Below are 21,201 nucleotides of genomic sequence, written 5' to 3' on the forward strand. Positions count from 1 at the left end.
CACGATCGGCGGACGCGGCGCCTGCTGCGTGCCGCCGCTTCCGGCCGTGCTCGGGGCCGGGGCCGTGGTCGGGCTGCTGTGCGTGGCCGTCGCGGGCCGGATGATGTCGTTCTGGAAGATCCTCGTCGTCGTGGGCTGGGCCCAGGTGGCGTTCCACCTGGCGTTCACCGCGTTCAGCGGGCCGGGCATGCACCACGGGTCGATGCCGCCGCCCGAGACGGTGGCGGGTGGTCTGACCTGGTCGATGCTGGCCGGGCACGCGCTCGCCGCGGTCGCCGCGTCGGTGCTGCTCGCCGGGGCCGAGCGCGCGCTGTGGTGGCTGGGCGGCGCGGTGTTCGCCGTCGCCGCCGTCGTCCTGCTGGTGCTCGGCCGCCCGGTCGTCCCCGGCCGGACGCCCCGGATCGCGGTCGCCGACGTCCCCGCGCCCCGGCTCGGCGTGCTGCTCGCCCGGGCGGTGCTGCGCCGCGGCCCGCCGGTGGCGCCGCCGCACGCCGCCTGAGCCCTCCCCTTCGGCCGGTGGGCCGGTCAGGCGTGCCTCGCATGCCCGAACACCACCGGACCACAGGGAACGCACCCCCATGTTCAACCGCAGAGCACTCGCGGCCGTGACGGCCGCCGTACTGACCGCCGCCGGATGCGCGGACGCGGACGCCGGTTCCTCCGGCGCGCCCGACGGCGTCCCGGCCTCGCCCGGCAGGACGACCTATCCGTTCACCATCGACAACTGCGGAAAGAAGGTGACGTTCACCCGTCCGCCCCAGCGCGTGCTCATCCTCAACGGGACGTCCGTGGCCGAGTCCGAGAGCTTCGTGCTGCTCGGGCTACAGGGCCACGTCCTCGCCAACGCCCAGTCATACGGCGTCTCGGACGACCCGTCGATGACGGCGCGCGTGGCGGCGCTGCCCAAGCGCGGCCTCACGATGAACCGCAACTTCGAGGTGCCGGCCGAGCAGACGCTCGCCGCCAAGCCCGACCTGGTCGTCTCGACCTGGTCGGGCGGCTTCGACCCCAAGCGCGGGCTCGCCACCCGCGAGCAGCTCGCCGCCGCCGGAGCGAACACGCTGGTCAACCCGGTCAACTGCGCCCTCGGCAAGCCGTCGGCGAGTCCGGCCGAGAAGAAGGCGTACGAAGGGGTGTCGATCGACTCGTCCCGGACGTTCCTGATGCTGCTCGGCCGGATCTTCGACGTCCAGTACAAGGCCGCGGACGTGGCTCGCGACCTGCGGAAACGCGTGGACGACGTCCGCCGTGCGGTCGCCGGCAAGCCCGCCCGGAAGGTCCTGCTGGCCTATCCCGGGATGGCGATGATGAACGCGAACGGGCTGCCCGCCGTCATGACCGGGCGCATCACCGACGACGTGATCCGCGCGGCGGGCGGCGTCAACGCCTTCGCGGGCCGCGACCGCGACACGACGAACACCCTCAACAAGGAGCAGCTCGCGTCCGCGCAGGTGGACGTGCTGGTCATCGGTGTCTTCTCGGCCAAGGAGGACCCGGCCGGCGAGGCGCGCGCGCTGTTCGCCGCGTACCCGCAGTGGTCGGCGTCCCGCACCCGGACCTACACGACCGTGTCGGACGGCGCGTTCCTCGGCCCGCTCAACGCCTGGGCCGTCGAGCGCATCGCGAAGGCGGTGCACGGTGTCGGCTGACTCCCTCACGGCGGACGCCGCCGCGTCCCGGCCGCGTGTGGGCGTCCGCCGCCCGCACCTCGTGTCCGGGGCCTGGACGGGCGTGCTCGTGGCCGGGCTCGCGGTGGCGCTGGGCGGCGCGTGCGTCGTCGCGATCTCGCTCGGCTCGGTCACCGTCCCGCTCGGCGCGACGTGGCGGGTGATCGTCGCGCATCTCACCGGGAACGGCGGCGCGGACCCGCTGCACGACCAGGTCGTCTGGGACATCCGGACGCCGCGCGTGCTGGTCGCCGCGCTCGTCGGGGCCGGGCTGAGCGCGGCGGGCGTCGCGCTCCAGGCGCTCGTCCGCAACCCGCTCGCCGACCCGTACGTGCTCGGGATCTCGTCCGGCGCGTCGCTGGGCGCGGTGCTGGTCGCGGCGGTCGGCGCGCCCGCGCTCGGCGGGCTCGGCGTGACGGGCGCGGCGTTCGTCGCGGCGCTGGCCGGCGTCCTGCTCGTGTACGTGCTGGCGCAGCGGGGCGGACGGCTGCTCGACTCGCGGCTCGTCCTCGCCGGCGTCGCCGTCGGGTACCTGTGCCAGGCGGCGACCAGTTATGTCCAGTTGCAGCTCGACCCGTCGGAACTGCAGCGGCTGATGTTCTGGCTGATGGGCAGCATCGCGGGCGCCACCTGGAACGACCTGGGCCTTCCCGCCGCCGTCATCGCCGTCTGCACCGGTTTCCTGCTGTTGCAGGCCCGGCACCTGAACGCGCTGCTCGCCGGGGACGACGCCGCGACCGCGCTCGGCACCCCGGTCCGGACGCTGCGGATCACGCTGCTCGCCGTCGCGTCGCTCCTCACCGCCACGGCGGTCAGCGTCGTCGGCGGCATCGGGTTCGTCGGCCTGATGGTGCCGCACGCCGCGCGGTTCGCCGTCGGGGCCGACCACCGCCGCGTCCTGCCCGTCGCGACGCTGCTCGGCGCGGTGTTCCTCGTCGTGGTGGACCTCGCGACCCGCACCGTGGACCGGCCGAACGAGCTGCCCGTCGGGGTGTTCACGACGGCGATCGGCGTGCCGTTCTTCCTGTGGCTGCTCCGCCGCCGGACGGGAGGGGCCTCCTGATGCGCCTCGACCTCGCGGACGTCACGGCCACCGTCGACGGCGCCGACATCGTCACCGGCGTCCGGCTGACCGCCGAGCCCGGCCACTTCGTCGGGCTGATCGGCCCCAACGGCAGCGGCAAGTCGACGCTGCTGCGCACGGTGTACCGGACGCTGCGTCCCAGCACCGGCGTCGTCTCGCTGGACGGCGACGACCTCTGGCGGATGCGGCCCCGCACGGCCGCCCGCCGCCGCGCCGCCGTCACCCAGCACGGCGATCCCGGCGGCGAGTTCACCGTCGCCGAGGTCGTCGCCATGGGCCGCGGCCCGCACCAGGGCCTGCTCGACCGCGAATCGGGCGACGACCGGGCCGTCATCGCCGAGTCCCTGGAACGCGTCGGCATGGACGGCCGGGCCGACCGGCTGTTCTCGACCCTGTCCGGAGGCGAGCGCCAACGCGTCCTGCTGGCCCGCGCGCTGGCGCAGCGCGCTCCGCTGCTCGTCCTGGACGAACCGACCAACCACCTGGACGTGGGCGCGCAACTGGGCCTGCTCGACCTGGTCCGCTCGCTCGGCCTCACCGTGCTCGCCGCCCTGCACGACCTCGACCACGCGGCCGCCTACTGCGACCACGTCGTCGTCCTGCGGGACGGACGGGTCCGGGCGTCGGGCCCGCCCCTGGAGGTCCTCACGCCCGAGTTCATCGCCGAGGTGTTCGGCGTGCGCGCCCACATAGGGCCGCATCCGCTCACCGGCCGTCCGCACATCGCCATCGCCTCCCTGGACTGACGGGAGCCGTCCGAAAGCCGGACATGCCCTGAACGGCCGAAGCGGCGATCGAGGGATCTCGATCGCCGCTTCGGCCGGAGGGTCCTGCCCCGCCCACTCAGAGGCTGCGGGCGGTGATGTCGCCGTTAGGCGTGGTCGCGTGGATCTCGAGTCCGGCGGTGCCGTCGTTCTTGAGGGCGTTGCTCACCCGGCCGTGGGAGGTCTCCGCGTCCAGCGAGGCCGAGACCCCGGCGGCGGCGGTGACCGAGATGTCACCGGACCGGGTCGCGAGCACGAGCTTGCCGCCCGCGGCCTCCGCGATCCGGATCGCGCCGCGCGCGGTGCTGATCTCGGCGGATCCACCCAGCCGCCCGACCTCGACGTCGCCGTCCACGGCCGTGAGCCGGAGCTCGGCGACCTCCTCCAGCTTGATGTCGCGATAGGCGCCCTCGAAGGAGACGTCGCCCAGCCGTCCGGTGGTGGCGAGCTCGGCGCTCTCCGTCTTCGCCTCGACCCGGGAACGGGCGGGAAGTTGGACGGTCACCTCCACCGACCCGGTCGAGCCGAGGTGCTGGCGCCCCACCGGCGTCTCGATCCGCAGCACACCGTCGGCGAAGGCGACCGCGGTCTGCTCGGCGGCCTTGACGTCCCGGCCCTTGGAGTCGTTCGCGGGCAGGACCGTCACGGTGGTCTCCGTCTGCTCCGCCGCGACGAACCGGACGCGCCCGGCCGGAACGTTCAGGACGACGGTGATCGGGGCGGTGGTGTCGAACTTCTGCATGGTGCGCTCCTGGGGGGATGGGGGCGGCTCCGCGCCGCCTTCTCTTTCCAACAACGCAAACGCTACGTTGCCTTTCCAGTTTCAGCAAGTCTGTCATTGCATCCAATACCTATTTGTGCATGTCAGAGCATAAAATCGTTGCGATGCAGTCGAGCTTAACGCAATAAGAGTCGTCCGAAGCGTTGCATTTAATGAAGGTGAACGCTACCTCGATCGCGACGGTGCCCCTCGGCCGGCCACTGCGACTCAGTGGCAGTCCTGGGCGGCGACGACCAGGTAGAGGCCGATGTAGTGGGACGAGTCGAGCGTCCAGAAGCCCCACGCGACGCCCTGTCCGAGGCGCAGTTCATAGAGGGCCCGGCCCAGGCGCGTCTCGGCCGGGGGGTCCTGGGCGCCGGCGACCTTCGCCTTCAGCCCGTCCCACTGCCGCGACAGCCAGGCGACCCCGTCGTCCGGCGTGCGGGCGACCTGGTCGACGAGCCGCGCGGGCTTCCGCAGCCACTCCTGGACGACCAGGGGCGCGAGGTCAGAGGCCGGATCCCGCCGCTCGGCGTCGTTCCGGTACTGGTCGGCGGTCGCGCGCCACACATGGCAGTGCCAGTGCACGCCCTTGTCCGCCCACGCCGCCGGCTCGCCCTTCCAGAAGTCGTAGTCGAACGACCGCGAGTTCACGCGCACTCCCCTCGTAGCGCCGTCCCCGCCCCTCAGAGCGGAGCCTGATACCGACCCGCGCGAAGACGCCGCAGGCCGTCGGCGTGGCGGCTTTGGGAGCCGCGTCGAACCCGCCCTTCTCCCCACCCGAAACCAAGTCCGCAGGTCGGCGGCTTGCGGCGGGCGCAGGACGGTCGGCGGTTGACAGGGGGCGACCCTCGACCTAATATCTTCTTCAACGCAGAGACTTCATCAGAGAAGTAGATGCTATCAAGAAGGAGAATGCCATGAACGCCGCCGACACCGCCGCCATCACCGCCGTCCTCGACCGCCTGACCGCCGCCTGGGACGCCGGCGACGGCGCCGCCTACGGAGCCGAGTTCACCGCCGACGCCACCTACATCACCTACGTCGGCACGCTCTACCAGGGCGCGGACGACATCGCGCACGCCCACCAGGTCCTGTTCGACAGCTTCCTGAAGGGCACCAAGCTGGCCTCCGAGACGCAGGGCATCCGGCTGACCGGCCCGGACACCGCCCTGGTCATCACGCGCGGCGCGACCTACAAGGGCGACCGGCCCGCCAAGCTCGACAAGGTCCAGACCTACACGTTCGTGCGCGGGGCGGACGGCGCGTGGCGGGTCGCGGCGTTCCAGAACACCAAGCGGAAGCCGCTGATGGAGGCCATCTCCTTCAAGTTCCAGCCCGCCACCAAGCCCGCCGCCTGACGCGCTCCGAACCCGACCGAACCCGAAGGACCCTTATGGCCTCCGTCGCCGTCGTCGGCGCCACCGGACGCACCGGACGCCTCATCGTGGAGCGCGCCCTCGCCGCCGGACGCTCCGTCACCGCCATCGCCCGCCGTCCCGAAGCGCTCGGCATCGAGCATCCGCGGCTGACCGTCAGGGCCGCGGACGCGACCGACCCGGCCTCCCTCCGCGCGGCCCTGACCGGCCACGACACCGTCGTCTCCGCGCTCGGAGCGACCGGGCGCGGCCCTACCGACCTCTACTCGGCCGGCACCGCCGCCATCGCCGGGGCGCTCCCGGAGGGCGCGCGGCTCGTCGTGATCTCGTCCGCCGGGCTCGCCGTCCCGGCGGACGCCGGGCCCGGCGCCCGCCTCGCCGCCCGCGCCCTGCGCCGGCTCATGCGGCACGCGTACGCCGACATGGAGCGGATGGAGGCGCTGCTCGCCGCGTCCGGCCTGGTGTGGACGGCCGTCCGCCCGACCGGCCTGACCGACCGTCCGGGCTCGGGCCGGCCGCGCGTCTCGATCGGGGCGGCCGAGCGCGTCGGGAACCGGACGTCCCGCGCCGACCTGGCCGCCTTCATCGTCGACCACCTCGACGACCCGCTCACCTTCACCCGCCCGGTCGCCGTCTCGTCCTAGCAGGCCAGAGCGGGACGGTGATCAAGAGGGACGGGTCAGGGCGCGGTTATTGGGGATCTCTCTCTGTGGAGAGGGAGATGTGACGATCGCGGTGACCTCTGCTCGTCGGGGGGACGCCGCGGAGGAGGGCACGGCACATGGCGCTGTTCGGCGATCTGACCCGACGCAAACCGATCGACCGGATCGAGGACGACACGGGCGGCGGGGCGGGCGGCGGGCCCGCGCTGACCCGGACGCTCGGGCTCTGGCAGCTCACCGCCATCGGCATCGGCGGCATCATCGGCGCCGGGATCTTCTCGCTCGCCGGAGCGGTCGCGCACGAGGACGCCGGGCCCGCCGTCCTCATCTCGTTCCTGGTCGCCGGGATCGCCAGCGCCGCCGCCGCGCTGTCCTACGCCGAGTTCGCCGGGCTGATCCCGCGCGCCGGGTCCGCCTACACCTACGGGTACGCGGTGCTCGGCGAGTTCACCGGCTGGGCGATCGGCTGGGACCTGCTGCTGGAGTACACCGCGATCGTCGCGGTCGTCGCGATCGGGATATCCGGCTACTTCAGCGACCTGCTCGGCTTCCTGCACGTGGACCTGCCGAACTGGATGATGGGCGCGCCGGGCACCGAACCGGCCGGGACGACCCCGCACAGTTACAAGATCAACCTGTTCGCGGCGCTGCTCTGCCTGCTCATCGCCTGGGTGCTGAACCTCGGCATGAAGAACGCGGCGCGGTTCGAGTCCGCGCTGGTCTACCTGAAGGTCGGCATCGTGCTGCTGGTCATCGTGGTGGGCGTCTTCAAGATCAACACCGGCAACTACTCGCCGTTCTTCCCGCACGGCTGGGGCGGCGCGTTCACCGGGGCCGCGACGGTCTTCTTCGCCGTGTTCGGCTACGACGCGATGAGCACGGCGGCCGAGGAGTCCAAGGACGCGCAGCGGCACATGCCGAAGGCGATCCTGCTGTCGCTGGCGGTCTCGATGGTGCTCTACGTGGCGGCCTGCCTGGTGCTGACCGGCATGGTCCCCTACACCGACATCAACCCGAACGCCGCGTTCTCCTCGGCGTTCAAGTCCGTCGGGATGAACGGCGTCGGGTTCGTCATCGCGGTCGGCGCGATCGTCGGCATCCTGACCGTGCTGTTCACCTTCATGATGGGCGCGACGCGGGTCTGGTTCGCGATGAGCCGGGACGGCCTGCTGCCCGCCTGGTTCGCCCACACCCACCCGACCCGGCACGTCCCGACCCGGATCACCTGGATCCTCGGCGCGGGCTCGGCGCTGATCGCCGGGTTCTTCCCGATCGCCGAGGCCGCCGAGCTCACCAACATCGGCATCCTGCTGGCGTTCATCGTGGTCTGCGCGGCGGTGATCGTGCTCCGCTACCGGCAGCCGGACCTGCCCCGGCAGTTCCGGGCGCCGCTGATGCCGTTCGTCCCGCTGGTCGGGATCTGCTTCTCGGTCTGGCTGATCACCTTCCTGCAGTGGCAGACGTGGGTGCGGTTCGCGGTCTGGTTCGTCCTCGGCTGCGTCGTGTACTTCGCCTACGGCCGCCGCCGCTCCCTGCTCAACACGACCGAGGCCAGGGAGTAGCGGCCCGTCCGGGCCTCCCGGTCAGCTCTCGACCGGGAGGTCCGGCAGGTTGTGGATGTTGGCCTTCTGGACGCGCAGGACGTCGTCGCCGTCCTTGAAGAAGGTCACGATGCCGCCCTCCTCCACGATCTGGTCGGCCTCGACCGTCTCGGTGACCGGCTCATCGGCCGGTCCGTACACCACCTGGTACTGGGTCATGATCCGGGCCTACCTGGCGAACGGTCAGGACAAACTCCGCGATCTCTCCCGAATCAGAAAGCCCGGGCACGTATCCGCCCAGGTCAGGGGGCGGCGAGCTTCTCCATCTCGGCCCGGACGAGCCCGGTGATCTCCTGCGGACGGCGGCTCTCGCGCCCCACGAACACGTGCACGAAGTGCCCCTCGGCGACCAGCGTGCCGTCCGCCCGGTACATCCCGATCTCCCAGCGGACGCTGGACCGGCCGAGCTTCCCGACCCGCAGCCCCATCCGGATCGTGTCGGGGAAGGACACCTCGGCCTTGTACACGCAGTGCGACTCCACGCACATCGCGATCGCCTCGCCGCGCAGCGGGTCGAACCCGGCCGTGCGGATCATCCACTGGTTGATCACGGTGTCCATGAGCATGTAGTGCACGACGTTGTTGACGTGCCCGTACACGTCGTTGTCGTTCCACCGGGTCGGAACCGTCTCCCAGTACGGGTAATCGCCGCTCATGCCCGCCGAGCCTAGTGAGCGGCCCGAACCGCGTTACGCCCGGCCTCGGGCGACGCGTCCTCGGGCGACGCGTCCTCCACGGCTGGAACCGGCCGGGCCTCAGGCGACGGTGGCGCGGAAGACCTCGCCGTCGCCGGTCAGCTCGACCGGGCCGCCCCGGAACGGGACGAACAGCGCCTCACCGCGCCGCAGCTCCTCGGTCCGGCCGTCCCGGGCCACCGAGACCCGGCCGTCCAGGCAGAGCAGCGCGCTCGGGCCGGGCCGGTCCAGGACGATCCGCTCCGCGCCCGGCACGCACCGCGTGAGCCGGAACGCCGCCGCCGGGGACGGGAACAGGCCCTCCCCGTTCGGCGCGGGCTCGGCCCTGATCGGCACCGGGTCGAACGCGCCGAAGTCGGCGACCGCCAGCACCTCGGCGACGTCCACGTGCTTGGGCGTCAGGCCGCCGCGCAGCACGTTGTCCGAGCTGGCGAGGATCTCCACGGCCGTCCCGCGCAGGTAGGCGTGCAGCGTGCGCGGCGGCACGTTCAGCGCCTCCCCCGGCTCCAGCCGGACCAGGTTCATCAGCAGCGAGGTGACCGGCCCGGTGTCGTCCGGGTGCAGGCCCGCGAGCCGCTCCACGACCCGGTAGGGCTCGCCGGGCAGCCCGGCGCACGCCTTCCGGACGTCCTCGACCAGCGCGCCCTTCTCGGCGGACGGCCAGGTCAGCAGCGTCTCCACGGCCCGCTTGGCGTCGCCCGCCGCGAGCGCCGCCACGACCTCGTCCAGCGCCGGGACGCCGAGCGCCGCGACCAGCCCGGCCGCCTCGCGCGGCTCCCGCAGCCCGCACAGCGCGTCGAAGGTCGTCAGCGCGCAGACCATCTCGGGCTTGGCCGAGTCGTCCCGGTAGTTGCGGTCGGACGCGTCGGGGGCGAGCCCGGCCGCGTTCTCCCGCGCGAAGCCCTCGCGGGCCTGCCGCTCGTCCGGATGGACCTGCAGCGACAGGGGGTGCTCCACCGCCAGCACCTTCAGCAGGAACGGCAGCCGCTCTCCCGCGCCCGGCCCGAGCGCCGCGCCCGCGTCGCCCGCGATGTACTCGGGCAGCGTCCGCCCGTCGCCGAGCAGCCGCGCCGGGGCGTCCGGATGCGCCCCGACCCACAGCTCGGCCTGCGGCTCGTCCCCGGGCACGCGTCCGAGCAGCTCGGCCAGCACCGTCCGCGAGCCCCAGGCATAGCAGCGGACGGTGCAGTCGAGCCGCACCAGCGCGGCGGACGTCGTCACGGCAGTTTCCATCCCGTATGGGATACCGCACCGCGCCCCTCTCCGCATACTCGGGCCGCGCCCGCGCGCCCGGCGTGGCGTCCGGACGGCTCCGATCGGCGGGGTCCTCCGTTCGGGGGCCGCGAGGGGGGTGCGGCGCCCGCCTGGTCGCGAGGAAAGGTTCTGAGCACGATCCCGGCCAGGCGGACGCCGCACGTTCGCGGGCGGCCGGTGGCTCAGGCGCTCCGGGCGGCGTCGAAGCGGGCCGTGACGTCCGTCCAGTTCACGAGGGACCAGAGCTTCTGGACGTAGTCGGGGCGCACGTTGCGGTACTGGAGGTAGTACGCGTGCTCCCAGGCGTCGAAGACCAGCAGCGGGGTGGTGCCGGCGCCGACGTTGCCGTGGTGGTCGTAGACCTGCTCGACGACCAGGCGGCGGCCGAGGGGCTCCCAGGCGAGGACGCCCCAGCCGGAGCCCTGGACGGTCGAGGTGGCCGTGGTGAGCTGCTTCTGGAACGCCTCGAAGGAGCCGAAGTGCTCGGCGATGGCGGCGGCGAGCTCGCCCTCGGGGCGGTCGCCGCCGTCCGGCGAGAGGTTCCGCCAGAAGATCGAGTGCAGGACGTGGCCGGACAGGTTGAACGCGAACGTCTTCTCCAGTCCGACCAGCCCCGCGTACTGCTCCTTGTCCCGCGCCTCCGCCAGCCGTTCGAGGGTGTCGTTGGCGCCCTTGACGTACGCGGCGTGGTGCTTGGCGTGGTGCAGCTCCAGGATCTCGCCGGTGATGGCGGGCTCCAGCGCCGCGTAGTCGTAGGGGAGGTCGGGAAGCGTGTAGTCGGCCATACGGCCACTATTGCAAACTACTTGCAACTGCGTCCAGCATGCGACTACGCGCGTCGGCGGAGTCGCCCGGCCTCAGGGCCTGTCTCGAAGCCGGCCTCAGCCACGCGCGCGAACGCGTGACCTGCCCGGTGCAGCGAAGCCGAAGGCGAGCGGAACCGGGCAGATCGCGAAGCGATGCCGCGTTCGCCCAGACACGGTCACGTAGCGAGCCGCCAGGCGAGCGCAGTGGGCCGGGTCTGCACTAGAACGCCTCGTCGAAGGCGACCGCGCCCTCCACCCCGATCTGGTAGGCGGACACGCGGCGTTCGAAGAAGTTGGACAGCTCCTGGACGTCCTGGAGCTCCATGAACGCGAACGGGTTGGCCGTGCCGTACCGGGCGGGCAGGCCGAGCCGGACGAGCCGCTGGTCGGCGACGTACTCCAGGTAGCGGCGCATGTCGTCGGCGCTCATGCCGGGCATCCCGTCGCCGCACAGGTCGCGGGCGAAGGCGAGCTCGGCCGCGACGGCCTCCTCGATCATCCGGGTGACGGAGGCGGTGAGCTCGGCGTCGAACAGGTCCGGCTCCTCGGCGCGGACGGTGTCCACGACGGAGAACGCGAACTCCATGTGCATGCTCTCGTCCCGGAAGACCCAGTTGGTCCCGGACGCCAGGCCGTTCAGCAGGCCGCGCGAGCGCAGCCAGTAGACGTAGGCGAACGCGCCGTAGAAGAACAGGCCCTCGATGCACGCGGCGAAGCAGATGAGGTTGAGCAGGAAGGCGCGGCGGTCCTCGCGGGTGGCCAGCTCGTCCAGCTTCCCGATCGAGTCGATCCAGCGGAAGCAGAACTCCGCCTTGGCCCGGATGGACGGGATGTGCTCGATCGCGGCGAACGCCTTGACGCGCTCGTCGTGGTCGGGCAGGTAGGTGTCCAGAAGGGTCAGGTAGAACTGGACGTGCACGGCCTCCTCGAACAGCTGCCGGGACAGGTAGAGGCGGGCCTCCGGCGCGTTCACGTGCTTGTAGAGGTTGAGCACGAGGTTGTTCGCCACGATCGAGTCGCCCGTCGCGAAGAACGCCACCAGGCGGTTGACCAGGTGCAGCTCCTCGGGCGTGAGGCGGGCGAGGTCGGCGAGGTCGGACGCGAGGTCCACCTCCTCGACCGTCCAGGTGTTGCGGATGGCGGCGCGGTAGCGCTCGTAGAAGTCGGGGTAGCGCATGGGCCGCAGGGTGAGGTCCATGCCGGGGTCGAGCAGCATCTCGGTGTCCTCCAGGTCTGTCCGGCAGGGCCTTACTGGCAGGCTTCGCAGGTCTCGGGGTTCTCCAGGGAGCAGATGACCGCCTCGGTCGCCGAGACGGTGGTCTGCGCGATGCGCGTCGCCGGGCGGCTGCGCAGGTAGTAGGTGGTCTTGATGCCGCTGCGCCAGGCGTAGGCGTACATCGAGGAGAGCTTGCCGATGGTCGGGGTCTCCATGAACAGGTTCAGCGACTGCGACTGGTCGACGAACGGGGTGCGCGCGGCGGCGAGGTCGATCAGCGCCTTCTGCGGCAGCTCCCAGGCCGTCCGGTAGAGGGCGCGGACGTCGTCCGGCAGGTCGGCGAGGCCCTGGACGCTGCCGTTCGCGCGCTTGATCGCCTCGCGGACCTCCGGCAGCCAGAGGCCCTCGGCCTTCAGGTCCCGGACGAGGTACTGGTTGATCTGCAGGAACTCACCGGACAGCGTCTCGCGCTTGAACAGGTTGGACACCTGCGGCTCGATGCACTCGTAGCAGCCCGCGATGGACGCGATCGTGGCGGTCGGGGCGATCGCGACGAGCAGCGAGTTGCGCAGGCCGGTGCGGGCGACCCGGGCGCGCAGGGCGTCCCAGGCGTCCGGACGGGTGATCGCGGCGTCCGGGAAGTGGTCGATGTGGAGCTGGCCGCGCGCCGTGCGGGTCTGCTCGTACGCCGGGTGCGGGCCGTGCGCCTCGGCGAGGTCGGCGGACGCGCCGTACGCGGCCAGCGAGATCTCCTCGGCGATGCGGGTGGACAGCGCCTTGGCCTCGGCCGAGTCGAAGGGCAGGCGGAGCTTGAAGAACACGTCCGCGAGGCCCATGACGCCGAGGCCCATCGGACGCCACTTCTTGTTCGCCTTCTCGGCCTCCTCGGTCGGGTAGAAGCCGCGGTCGATCGTGCGGTCCAGGAAGCGGACGGCGGTGCGGGCGGTCGCGCGCAGCCGCTCCCAGTCGATCCCCTCGCCGGGCAGGACGTGCGCGCCGAGGTTGATCGAGCCGAGGTTGCAGACGGCGGTCTCGCCGTCGCTGGTGACCTCCAGGATCTCGGTGCACAGGTTGGACAGGTGGACGACGTTGCCCTTCTCGGCCGTCTGGTTGCAGGCCCGGTTGGAGATGTCCTTGAAGGTCATCCATCCGTTCCCGGTCTCCGCGAGGGTTCTCATCATGCGGCCGTAGAGGCGGCGCGCGGAGATCGTCCGGACGGCCTTGCCCTCGGCCTCGGCGGCGCGGTAGGCGCGGTCGAAGTCGTCGCCGTAGAGGTCGGTCAGCTCGGGGGTGACCTTGGGGTCGAACAGTGACCAGTCCTCGTCGCGCTCGACCCGGCGCATGAACTCGTCCGGGATCCAGTTGGCGAGGTTCAGGTTGTGCGTGCGGCGGGCGTCCTCGCCGGTGTTGTCGCGTAGTTCCAGGAACTCCTCGACGTCGGCGTGCCACGGCTCCAGGTACACGCAGGCCGCACCCTTGCGCCGTCCGCCCTGGTTGACGGCCGCGACGGACGAGTCGAGCGTGCGCAGCCACGGGACGATCCCGTTCGACAGCCCGTTGGTCCCCTGGATCAGCGAGCCGCGCGACCGGACCCGCGTCCAGGAGATCCCGATCCCGCCCGCGTACTTGCTGAGCCGCGCGACCTGCGCGTACCGCTCGTAGATCGACTCCAGCTCGTCGCGCGGCGCGTCCAGCAGGAAGCAGGACGACAGCTGCGAGCGGCGGGCGGCGCTGTTGAACAGCGTCGGCGACGACGGCAGGTACGACAGCGTCGACAGCAGCCCGTACAGCTCCCGGACGTCCTCGACCGTCTCGGCGAGCCCGACGGCGACCCGCATCAGGAAGTACTGCGGCCGCTCCAGGACGCGCCGGGTCTCCGGGTGCCGCCACAGGTAGCGGTCGTAGACGGTGCGCAGGCCGAAGTACTCGAACCGGTCGTCGGCGGCCTCGTCCACCAGCGCGTTCAGAGCCTCGGCGTGAGCGGCGGCGAACGCGGCGGGCGCGTCGGCCATCAGGCCCGCGCGGTGCGCGGCGGCGGCCGACTCGGCGAACGTGCGGACGCCCTGGGACGCGGCCTCCTCGGCGATGTGCGCGTTCAGCAGCCGCGCGGCGACCCGGGAGTACGCGGGTTCGACCGCGACCAGGGCGGCGGCCTCGGCGATCGCCTGTTCCCGCAGGCCCGCCGCGTCCGCGGTCTCCGCGCCGCGCACGGCCGCGAGGACGCGTCCCGGCTCGGCGTCCGCGAGTCCCGCGCAGGCCCGTCCGACCTCGGCCTCCAGCGCGGTCCGCATGGTCTGCATGGTCTGCGCGGCCTGCGGGGCCTGCCTGCCCTGCGCGGCCTGTGCGGTCTCCGGCGGCGCGGCCAGCTGCTGCGTCATGTGCCCTCTTCCCCTCGCATCTCGCTCGCGGGAAGGCTGGGCGAGCGCGCGGCACCGGCCCGTCGCCGGGCCGGCCCCTGGCGGGACCGTGCCGCGGCGGCGCCCCCGGGCGTTTCCGGGCAGGCTCGCGCGCTCGACCGGCGGCCTCCCGCGAGGCTCCGGACGTTCGTCGTGCGGGCAGGTCTTCGGACTCGCGGGCACGGCCGACGCGACGCACGTCGCGTCGTCAGGCCTACTGACCGTCGCTTCCCGGTCCGCGCTCGGGCGGATCCAGTGCTCATGACGGCGGTCGTTCCCGCTCACCGCTGCGGGGCAGTCCCGGATTCCCACCGGGTTCCCTCTTGCGACGCCCGCACCACCGCTCGACGCGTGGCGGCGCGGAGCGGCGGTGCGGGCGAACCAGCACGGGGCTTGACCCTACATCTTGAGGCGGCTCCCTTTGCAACCCCAACATGTTGGGCGTGTCCGAAGTCCTTTCCGGGGGGCCGGGTGGGCGGCGCGGCGCGGGGATGGCACCATGGGAGCGTCATGACCGCCGACCCGCCCCGCCGGTCCGCGACCTCGCCCGACCGGTCCGCGGCCCCGCCCCACCGGCCGATCCCGCGCCTCGCGCGTGCTCTGGTGTTCGCCACCGTGTGCGTCGCGCTGGCGACGCTCGGCCATGCCCTCGCGGCCTCCACGGCCGTCCCGGCGTGGGCGGCGCTGACCGGGTTCGCCGGGGTGCTCGCGGTCACGTACGCGCTCTCCGGCCACGAGCGCTCGCTGCCCACGATCGCGGGCGGCCTCGTCGGCGGGCAGTTCGGCCTGCACGCGCTGTACACGAGCGCGTGCGGTGCCTGCGCGTCGCTGACCCACCCGGCGGGCGGGGTCTCGTCGCTGCACGACGGCCATCACCCGGTGATCGTCGCGCCCGCGCACGGGCCCGGCGCGACGATGACGTTCGCGCACGTCGCGGCGGGTCTGGTGTCCGGCTGGTGGCTGTGGCGCGGGGAACGCGCCGCGTGGTCGCTGGCCCGCCGGATCGCGTCGTTCGCGGACCGGCCCGTCCGGCTGCTGCTCGCGCTGCTCGCCGTCGCGGCCGAGGTCGTCGCGCCGCCGGCGCTCGTCCCGGCCGTCCCTTCGGCTCCGGCCACCGCGCTTCGGCGCGCCCTGCGCCACCAGGTCGTCCGGCGCGGGCCTCCGCTGCTCCGTTCTCGCACCCTCACGACCGCCTGATCCGTTCCCTCCGGGTCGGGCCGGTCGCCGCCGCGCGCCGGATGGCCCGCGCGCGGCTCCTGAACCGCTACCGGACGTGTTCCCGCCGTCCGGAATCCCCGCTTGAACGGAGTCACCCATGTCTTCCAAGGTTCGCGCCCGGCGGGTCGCCGCCGTGGCGGCACTCGCCGGCGTCTCGCTGGTCGGGTTCGCCACCGCCGCGTCCGCGCATGTCACCGTCAACCCCGGGACGGCCGAGAAGGGCGGTTTCGCCAAGGTCTCGTTCCGGGTCCCGAACGAGAAGCCGAACGCCGGGACCACGCAGATCAAGGTGGATCTGCCCGCCGATCACCCGCTGGCGTTCGTGTCCGCCCGGCCCGTCCCGGGCTGGACGGTCAAGGTCGCCAAGACCAGGCTCGCCACGCCGCTGAAGGCCGAGGGCGGCGAGCTGACCGAGGCGGTGTCGAGCGTGACCTGGTCGGGCGGGCGCATCGACCCCGGCCAGTTCCAGGAGTTCGACCTGTCGCTCGGGCCGCTGCCCGACAACGCGGACCGGCTGCTCTTCAAGGCCGTCCAGACCTATTCCGACAAGAGCGTCGTGAACTGGGACCAGGACCCGGGCGACGGCGCGGACGAGCCGGAGCACCCCGCGCCCGTCCTGAAGCTGACGCCGAAGGCGGCGACGGGGACCGCGGACCGGTCCGAGGCGTCGGCGTCCCCGAAGACGGGCGACGGGACGGCCCGGACACTCGGCGGCGTCGGCATCGCGGTCGGCGTCGTCGGCGTCGGCGTCGGCGCGGCCGGTCTCGTCCGGGCGCGGAACGCGAGGAGCGGATCATGAAGGCGAGGACGTTCGCGGTGGGCGTCGCAGCCGCCGCCGCGCTGGGGCTTCCGGCCGTTCCGGCGGAGGCGCACACGGCGCTGAAGTCCTCGGATCCGGCGGCGGGCGCGAAGGTCGCGTCCCCGGCGAAGATCACCCTCACGTTCGCCGAACCGGTCGGGTACCCGAAGGTCGTCCTCACGGACGGGTCCGGCGGACGGCACGAGGCGGGGGCCGCGCGCGCCGTGGACACCACCGTGACCGAGGACGTCACGGGTCCGCTGCCGAACGGCGTCTACACGGTCGGCTGGCGCGTGGTCTCCGCGGACGGCCACCCGGTCACGGGTGAGTTCAAGTTCACCGTGACCGGCTCGTCCGCTGCGTCCCCGGCGACGTCCGGGGGTGCGACCGCGCCTGCGGCCGCGCCCGCCGCCCCGGCGGAGAAGTCGTCGTCGAGCGGCGGGGGTGGCGCGGGCTGGCTGTGGATCGGGATCGGCGTGGTCGTCCTTGCCGCGATCGGCGGCGGGGTCGCCTGGATGCGGCGCACCCGCACGCGCTGACCAGGGCGGACGCCCCGGGAGGCCCGTCCGGGCCGTCCCGGGGCTCCGCGCTGTCAAGCGGTGCGCCCGGGAAACATGTGGCCGGATCCGGCCATCGGCCTCGATGATTACTTGATTACATCTCTCTGACCGCCTGGAAGAGTGATCGTCATGATCGTCGAGTACATCCGCTACCGGATCGGCGGCGCGGACGCGGCCGGCTTCGAGGCCGCCTACGCCCGCGCCGCCGCGTCCCTCGCCGCCGCCCCGCAGTGCGTCGACTACGAGCTGAGCCGGTGCGTGGACGAGCCCGAGTGCTACGTCCTGCGCATCACCTGGACGTCCGCCGACGCCCACCTCAAGGAGTTCCGCACGGGCGAGCACTTCCCCCCGTTCTTCGCCGAGATCAGGCCGTACGTCGAGCGCATCGAGGAGATGCGGCACTACGAGCCGACGTCCGTGCGGGGCGTCGGCGGCAGCGTCCCGACCATGTACGAGTGGGCGGGCGGAGAGCAGGCGTTCCAGCGGCTCACCGAGGTGTTCTACGGGCACGTCCTGAAGGACGAGCTGATCGGCCCGCTGTTCGCGCACATGGACAAGGACCACCCGAGGTACGTGGCGATGTGGCTCGCCGAGGTGTTCGGCGGCCCGGACCGCTACAGCACCGAGCGCGGCGGCTACCACCACATGGTCCGCCAGCACCTCGGCAAGGCGATCAGCGAGCCGCAGCGCCGCCGCTGGGTCAGCCTGCTGATGGACGCCGCCGACGAGGTGGGCCTGCCGGACGACCCCGAGTTCCGGGCCGCGTTCGCGAGCTACATCGAGTGGGGCACGCGCATCGCGCACACCAACTCGCAGAAGGGCGCGACGCCGCCGCTGGAAGCCCCGATGCCGCACTGGGGCTGGGGCGTCGCGCCGCCCTACATCCCGTCCTGACCCGACGTCGCGGGCCCGGGACCGGCCCCGCGTCTACAGAAGGGCCTCCAGACGGGTGAGGGTGCGGTCGAGCTCGCGGCGGACGCCGACCGGCACGATCGCGGCGCGGGACGGGACGCGGACGCCGCCCGTCACGGCCACCCGGGTGCCGCCGCCGGGCTCCGGCGCGGCGGCCATCCCGACGATCAGGAACCGGCTCTGCAACCAGCACCAGCCGGGCCGGAGCGTCCCTTCGAGGCGGGCGCGCATCCCGAACCGGCTGCGGGCGAGCGCCACGACGCGGCCGTGCCCGGCGCGCAGCACGCGGACATCCCGCATGTCCGGCTGGAACCGGCCGAAGCCGTCCTCCAGGTCGCCCATCACCGCCCAGACCTCGTCCAGCGCGCGCGGCAGGACGCGTTCGTCCACGCGCGCGCCCGGGATGGACGCCGCCATCACCCGCAGCCGCCGGACGTCGTCCAGCTCGGCGGCCGGCCAGCCGTTGTCGCCGCTCATGCGGACCACGCCTTCCTGAAGCTCTCCCGGGCTCGGTGCAGCCGGGACTTGACGGTGCCCGCGGGGATGTCCAGCAGGCGGGAGGCGGCCCGCTCGTCCAGGCCCTCCAGGTCGCGCAGCACGAGCACCGCGCGGTGTTCCGGCGACAGCCGGGTGAGGACGTCGCGCACGTCGGCGGCGAGTTCGGGGTCGTCCGGGGCGGGCAGTTCGGCGAGTTCGGCGGGCCGGGTCCGGGCGTCCCGGCGCGCGACCCGGACGGCCTCGCGGACGGCGATGGCGCGCGTCCAGCCGTAGAGGGCCGCCGGTTCGCGCAGCGTGCGCAGCGACCGGAACACCGCGACCAGCGTCTCCTGCGCCGCGTCCGGGCCGCCGTCGAGCGCGATCGGGCCGCAGATGCGCGCGACGTAGGGGGCGAGGTGGGCGAGCAGGTCCTGGAGGGCGAGCGTGTCCCCCACGAGCGCCGCCCTGGCCAGCGAGACCCCCGGGTCGTGCGGATCGTCGGTGGGGGTCATGGGAGGAACGTCTCCATCAGGCCGGTCACCTGGCCGGGACGGTCGGACACGAGGGCATGCCCGCAGCCTTCCAGCACGAGGAAGGAGTCGACCACGGCCGTCATGCCCCTGCCGTTCCAGGTGAGGGCCGGTTGAGAGACCGTCGGATGCCCCTGTCCGGCCAGACCGCGACCACCGCCGCCGCCCCGAAGACCAGGCAGACCGGCGTGTAGAGGAGCAGGTTGAGCCGCTGGAAGGTGTCTCCGGAGCCCTCCGGGGCGCTGAAGATCCACACGACGCCGACCAGCCCGCGCACCAGCAGGCCGGCCGCGACGCCGGACGCCACCAGCGCGCTCGCCCGGCGCACCCACCGGCCGGACGGCCCGCGCGTGAACACCAGCACGCCCGCGGCGCCCCCGGACAGCAGCACGACCAGCGGCAGCAGGACGCGCGGAGTGAAGGGCACCTCCGCGCCCAGCACGGCCAGCGACAGCGTCCGGTCGTCGGGCGCGGGCCAGGTCAGGCCGGTCGTCCAGTACAGGTGGAACAGGCCGTCCACGGCCAGCAGCGTGGCGACGGCCCGCCCGGCCCGCCGTCTGAGGTCCTTCCGCATGTCTCGCGCCTCTCCCGAGAAGTGGTGTCGCGGAGAGGAGGAGAGGCCGTGCCGGAACGTTCCGGTGACTTGGGTCACTGGTGCCGTTGAACGGTCAACGAGGTGTCGTTTTCCCGCCGGTGCGTCCGGTCCCCGCGAAGCAGACTCATCCCCATGAGCAACGAGATCGAGAACAAGGTCGCACTGGTCACGGGCGGCAGCCGGGGTATCGGAGCGGCCGTGGCCGTACGGCTCGCCGAGGGCGGGGCCGACGTGGCGTTCACCTACCAGAGCAACACCGAGGCGGCGGAGAAGGTCGTCGAGAAGATCAAGCAGACCGGCCGCCGGGCGCTGGCGATCAAGGCGGACGGGGCGGACGCGGCGGCCGTCGTCGCGGCCGTGGAGGAGACCTCCGGGACGTTCGGGCGCCTCGACATCCTCGTCAACAACGCCGCCGCGTTCATCGTCGCCCCCGTCGACCAGATCGGGGCCGAGGAGCTGGAGCAGACCATCGCGCTGAACATCCGCGCGCCGTTCCTCGCGGCGCAGGCCGCCGCCCGGCGGATGACCGAGGGCGGCCGGATCGTCTTCATCGGCAGCAACGTGGCCGAGCGCGCGCCGTTCCCCGGCTTCTCGCTCTACTCGATGAGCAAGACGGCGCTGACCGGCATGGCGAAGGGCCTCGCGCGCGACCTCGGCCCGCGCGGGATCACCGCCAACGTCGTCCACCCCGGCCCGACCGACACCGAGCTGAACCCGGCGGACGGCGAGAACGCCGCGACGTTCGCGTCCTTCACCGCGCTGAACCGGTACGCCGCGCCCGCGGAGATCGCCGCGACGGTCGCCCACCTGGCCGGTCCGGGCGGCGCGTACGTCACCGGCACGTCGGTCAGCGTGGACGGCGGCTTCTCCGCCTGACCCGCGCCCCGGAGGCGCCGCTCCCGGCCGCGCCGAAGCGGCCGGAGGGCGGCGCCCCGGACGATCCGGTGAGCCGTCTTCGTCGGGAGACGGCTCACCGGGTCGCGGCCTCGTCCGGCATCGCGTCGGGCAGCGTCCCGCCGGACGGCCGGGCCCGCCGGGCGGCCCCGGACGAGACGGCGGCGAGCAACGCGGCGAACGCGGTCAGGCCGGCCGCCGTGTAGAGCAGCGGGGTGAGCCCGGGACCGTCCGTGATCCGCCCTCCGACCAGCGCGCCGAGCGCGATCGAGCCGTTGAAGAACGCCGACATCAGCGCCGACGCGGCCTCCGGCGGCGCGTCCCCGTCCGAGAACAGCAGCGTCTGCAGCGAGACCGAGACCCCGCCGTAGGCGACGCCCCAGACCAGCAGCGGGATCAGCGGGTGCAGCGACGTCGCCGCCAGGACGACCGTGACCAGCGCGATCCCGGTCGCGAGGACCAGCAGCGTCCGGCGCGGATCGCGTCCGGCGGTGCGTCCGGCGAGGAAGTTGCCCGCGATCCCGGCGAGCCCGTAGCCGAGCAGCATCGGCCCGATCAGCGCGGGCCGGACGCCGCCGAGCTGCTCCAGCACCGGCCGGACGTAGGTGTAGGCGGCGAAGTGCCCGACGACGATCAGCACGGTCAGCGCCAGCCCGAGCCGGATCGCCGGGAGCCGCAGCACGGGCGGCAGGTCCGACGGCCGGAACGGCGTCGTCGCGGGCAGCGGCGGCAGCGTCGCGGCCATCAGCGCGAGCACCGCCACGGCCAGCCCGGCCGTGACGCCGAACGAGACCCGCCAGTTCGTGGCCTGCGCGACGAACGCGCCCGCCGGGACGCCCACGACCGACGCCACCGCGACCCCGCTGAAGATCATCGCGGTGGCCGCGCCGATCTGCCGCTCCGGGACGAGCCGGGGCGCGAGCCCGGCCGCG

Annotated in this window: 24 protein-coding genes and 1 riboswitch; of the genes, 12 read left to right on the forward strand and 12 right to left on the reverse strand. The window is 73.0% G+C overall.

The genetic code is table 11. The features are described 5' to 3' along the window. The 4 genes from AB0J52_RS04765 to AB0J52_RS04780 form a co-directional block, all read left to right on the forward strand. Positions 1 to 499: hypothetical protein (locus tag AB0J52_RS04765; protein WP_500180204.1), on the forward strand; the 499-nt coding region annotated here is incomplete at its 5' end. Positions 500 to 578: 79 nt separating this feature from the next. Then, positions 579 to 1,649, forward strand: coding sequence for an ABC transporter substrate-binding protein (locus AB0J52_RS04770; protein WP_500180205.1), 1,071 nt, complete (start codon positions 579 to 581; stop codon positions 1,647 to 1,649). Continuing rightward, the gene (locus tag AB0J52_RS04775; RefSeq protein ID WP_500180206.1) at positions 1,639 to 2,730 is read left to right on the forward strand and encodes a FecCD family ABC transporter permease; all 1,092 of its coding nucleotides are present in this window, start codon (positions 1,639 to 1,641) and stop codon (positions 2,728 to 2,730) included. Before AB0J52_RS04770 ends, AB0J52_RS04775 begins: the two co-directional genes overlap by 11 nt. Then, on the forward strand, positions 2,730 to 3,497 hold the full coding sequence (locus tag AB0J52_RS04780) for an ABC transporter ATP-binding protein (protein ID WP_500180207.1): 768 nt from the start codon (positions 2,730 to 2,732) through the stop codon (positions 3,495 to 3,497). Before AB0J52_RS04775 ends, AB0J52_RS04780 begins: the two co-directional genes overlap by 1 nt. A gap of 97 nt (positions 3,498 to 3,594) precedes the next feature. Here the strand turns inward: AB0J52_RS04780 and AB0J52_RS04785 are convergent, their stop codons facing one another. After that, complete coding sequence (locus AB0J52_RS04785) at positions 3,595 to 4,257, reverse strand: DUF4097 family beta strand repeat-containing protein (RefSeq protein WP_500180208.1); 663 nt, start codon at positions 4,255 to 4,257, stop codon at positions 3,595 to 3,597. Between the two features lie 246 nt (positions 4,258 to 4,503). Next, positions 4,504 to 4,929: a hypothetical protein gene (locus AB0J52_RS04790; RefSeq protein WP_500180209.1), complete on the reverse strand. Its 426-nt coding sequence runs from the start codon at positions 4,927 to 4,929 to the stop codon at positions 4,504 to 4,506. A gap of 266 nt (positions 4,930 to 5,195) precedes the next feature. Between AB0J52_RS04790 and AB0J52_RS04795 the strand changes: the two genes are divergently transcribed. The 3 genes from AB0J52_RS04795 (at position 5,196) to AB0J52_RS04805 (ending at position 7,878) form a co-directional block, all read left to right on the forward strand. Further along, positions 5,196 to 5,636: an SgcJ/EcaC family oxidoreductase gene (locus AB0J52_RS04795; protein ID WP_500180210.1), complete on the forward strand. Its 441-nt coding sequence runs from the start codon at positions 5,196 to 5,198 to the stop codon at positions 5,634 to 5,636. A gap of 35 nt (positions 5,637 to 5,671) precedes the next feature. Further along, positions 5,672 to 6,298, forward strand: coding sequence for an NAD(P)-dependent oxidoreductase (locus AB0J52_RS04800; protein WP_500180211.1), 627 nt, complete (start codon positions 5,672 to 5,674; stop codon positions 6,296 to 6,298). Between the two features lie 137 nt (positions 6,299 to 6,435). Beyond that, the gene (locus tag AB0J52_RS04805; RefSeq protein WP_500180212.1) at positions 6,436 to 7,878 is read left to right on the forward strand and encodes an amino acid permease; all 1,443 of its coding nucleotides are present in this window, start codon (positions 6,436 to 6,438) and stop codon (positions 7,876 to 7,878) included. A 21-nt stretch (positions 7,879 to 7,899) separates the two neighbouring features. On the opposite strand, the gene AB0J52_RS04810 is transcribed toward AB0J52_RS04805, so the two are convergent. From AB0J52_RS04810 to AB0J52_RS04835, 6 genes are all read right to left on the reverse strand, one after another. After that, positions 7,900 to 8,076: a hypothetical protein gene (locus tag AB0J52_RS04810; RefSeq protein ID WP_500180213.1), complete on the reverse strand. Its 177-nt coding sequence runs from the start codon at positions 8,074 to 8,076 to the stop codon at positions 7,900 to 7,902. Between the two features lie 83 nt (positions 8,077 to 8,159). Continuing rightward, positions 8,160 to 8,573, reverse strand: a complete 414-nt coding sequence (locus tag AB0J52_RS04815) for an acyl-CoA thioesterase (RefSeq protein WP_500180214.1) — start codon at positions 8,571 to 8,573, stop codon at positions 8,160 to 8,162. Between the two features lie 99 nt (positions 8,574 to 8,672). Beyond that, positions 8,673 to 9,845, reverse strand: coding sequence for a mannose-6-phosphate isomerase, class I (gene manA, locus AB0J52_RS04820; protein WP_500180215.1), 1,173 nt, complete (start codon positions 9,843 to 9,845; stop codon positions 8,673 to 8,675). A 203-nt stretch (positions 9,846 to 10,048) separates the two neighbouring features. Next, a complete protein-coding gene (locus AB0J52_RS04825) occupies positions 10,049 to 10,651 on the reverse strand; it encodes a superoxide dismutase (protein ID WP_500180216.1) in 603 nt (200 codons plus the stop codon). A 241-nt stretch (positions 10,652 to 10,892) separates the two neighbouring features. Further along, entirely contained in the window at positions 10,893 to 11,888 is a 996-nt protein-coding gene (locus AB0J52_RS04830; RefSeq protein WP_500180217.1) for a ribonucleotide-diphosphate reductase subunit beta, read from the reverse strand. 32 nt (positions 11,889 to 11,920) lie between these two features. Next, positions 11,921 to 14,266: a ribonucleoside-diphosphate reductase subunit alpha gene (locus tag AB0J52_RS04835; RefSeq protein ID WP_500180218.1), complete on the reverse strand. Its 2,346-nt coding sequence runs from the start codon at positions 14,264 to 14,266 to the stop codon at positions 11,921 to 11,923. Positions 14,267 to 14,425: 159 nt separating this feature from the next. Further along, a riboswitch (cobalamin riboswitch) is annotated at positions 14,426 to 14,635 on the reverse strand. Positions 14,636 to 14,794: 159 nt separating this feature from the next. On the opposite strand from AB0J52_RS04835, the gene AB0J52_RS04840 reads away from it, so the two are divergent. From AB0J52_RS04840 to AB0J52_RS04855, 4 genes are all read left to right on the forward strand, one after another. Continuing rightward, positions 14,795 to 15,481, forward strand: a complete 687-nt coding sequence (locus AB0J52_RS04840; protein ID WP_500180219.1) for an MFS transporter — start codon at positions 14,795 to 14,797, stop codon at positions 15,479 to 15,481. Between the two features lie 118 nt (positions 15,482 to 15,599). Next, positions 15,600 to 16,301, forward strand: a complete 702-nt coding sequence (locus AB0J52_RS04845; RefSeq protein ID WP_500180220.1) for a YcnI family copper-binding membrane protein — start codon at positions 15,600 to 15,602, stop codon at positions 16,299 to 16,301. Further along, the gene (locus AB0J52_RS04850; RefSeq protein WP_500180221.1) at positions 16,298 to 16,840 is read left to right on the forward strand and encodes a copper resistance CopC family protein; all 543 of its coding nucleotides are present in this window, start codon (positions 16,298 to 16,300) and stop codon (positions 16,838 to 16,840) included. Before AB0J52_RS04845 ends, AB0J52_RS04850 begins: the two co-directional genes overlap by 4 nt. Before the next feature lie 150 nt (positions 16,841 to 16,990). Further along, positions 16,991 to 17,755, forward strand: a complete 765-nt coding sequence (locus AB0J52_RS04855) for a group II truncated hemoglobin (protein WP_500180222.1) — start codon at positions 16,991 to 16,993, stop codon at positions 17,753 to 17,755. Positions 17,756 to 17,788: 33 nt separating this feature from the next. Here the strand turns inward: AB0J52_RS04855 and AB0J52_RS04860 are convergent, their stop codons facing one another. The 3 genes from AB0J52_RS04860 to AB0J52_RS04870 form a co-directional block, all read right to left on the reverse strand. After that, on the reverse strand, positions 17,789 to 18,250 hold the full coding sequence (locus tag AB0J52_RS04860) for a hypothetical protein (protein ID WP_500180223.1): 462 nt from the start codon (positions 18,248 to 18,250) through the stop codon (positions 17,789 to 17,791). Beyond that, positions 18,247 to 18,762 (reverse strand): RNA polymerase sigma factor, encoded by a 516-nt coding sequence (locus tag AB0J52_RS04865; RefSeq protein ID WP_500180224.1) that lies wholly within the window; start codon positions 18,760 to 18,762, stop codon positions 18,247 to 18,249. Before AB0J52_RS04865 ends, AB0J52_RS04860 begins: the two co-directional genes overlap by 4 nt. 100 nt (positions 18,763 to 18,862) lie before the next feature. Further along, positions 18,863 to 19,354 carry a DUF3995 domain-containing protein gene (locus AB0J52_RS04870; RefSeq protein WP_500180225.1) on the reverse strand — a complete coding sequence of 164 codons (492 nt, stop codon included), beginning with the start codon at positions 19,352 to 19,354 and terminating at the stop codon, positions 18,863 to 18,865. A gap of 153 nt (positions 19,355 to 19,507) precedes the next feature. Between AB0J52_RS04870 and AB0J52_RS04875 the strand changes: the two genes are divergently transcribed. Beyond that, positions 19,508 to 20,251, forward strand: coding sequence for an SDR family oxidoreductase (locus AB0J52_RS04875; RefSeq protein ID WP_500180226.1), 744 nt, complete (start codon positions 19,508 to 19,510; stop codon positions 20,249 to 20,251). 94 nt (positions 20,252 to 20,345) lie between these two features. On the opposite strand, the gene AB0J52_RS04880 is transcribed toward AB0J52_RS04875, so the two are convergent. Next, the coding region (locus AB0J52_RS04880; RefSeq protein ID WP_500180227.1) for an MFS transporter at positions 20,346 to 21,201 on the reverse strand (856 nt) is incomplete at its 5' end.

The organism is Spirillospora sp. NPDC049652 (assembly GCF_040675125.1).
Lineage (GTDB): Bacteria > Actinomycetota > Actinomycetes > Streptosporangiales > Streptosporangiaceae > Spirillospora.